The organism is Aquitalea sp. ASV11 (genome assembly GCF_016429185.1).
In the GTDB taxonomy this organism is placed as follows: domain Bacteria; phylum Pseudomonadota; class Gammaproteobacteria; order Burkholderiales; family Chromobacteriaceae; genus Aquitalea; species Aquitalea pelogenes.
In genome coordinates, this window is sequence record NZ_JAELUD010000296.1 from 1 (window position 1) to 297 (window position 297).

Here is a 297-nt window from a genome sequence, read left to right on the forward strand (position 1 = left end):
CCCCCCCCCCCCCCCCCCCCCCCCCCCCCCCCCCCCCCCCCCCCCCCCCCCCCCCCCCCCCCCCCCCCCCCCCCCCCCCCCCCCCCCCCCCCCCCCCACCCCCCCCCCCCCCCCCCCCACCCCCCCACATCTTACTGTTCGTCGGCAGCGTCAGATGTGTATAAGAGACAGCCACTGGGCTAGCGAATTTGCCCGCGACGCCGCCCGGCGCGACAGCGAGCGCATCCTGCCCTGGGCCGAGCTGGAAGGCTACAGCCAGAGCGGGCTGTGGGGCATTACCGTGCCGCGCAAATATGG

At 78.1% G+C, this 297-nt stretch carries 1 pseudogene; it reads left to right on the top strand.

Annotated features, from left to right (window positions below):
• Window positions 1–297: pseudogene (locus JHD62_RS22230) on the top strand (hypothetical protein); the annotation flags it as partial.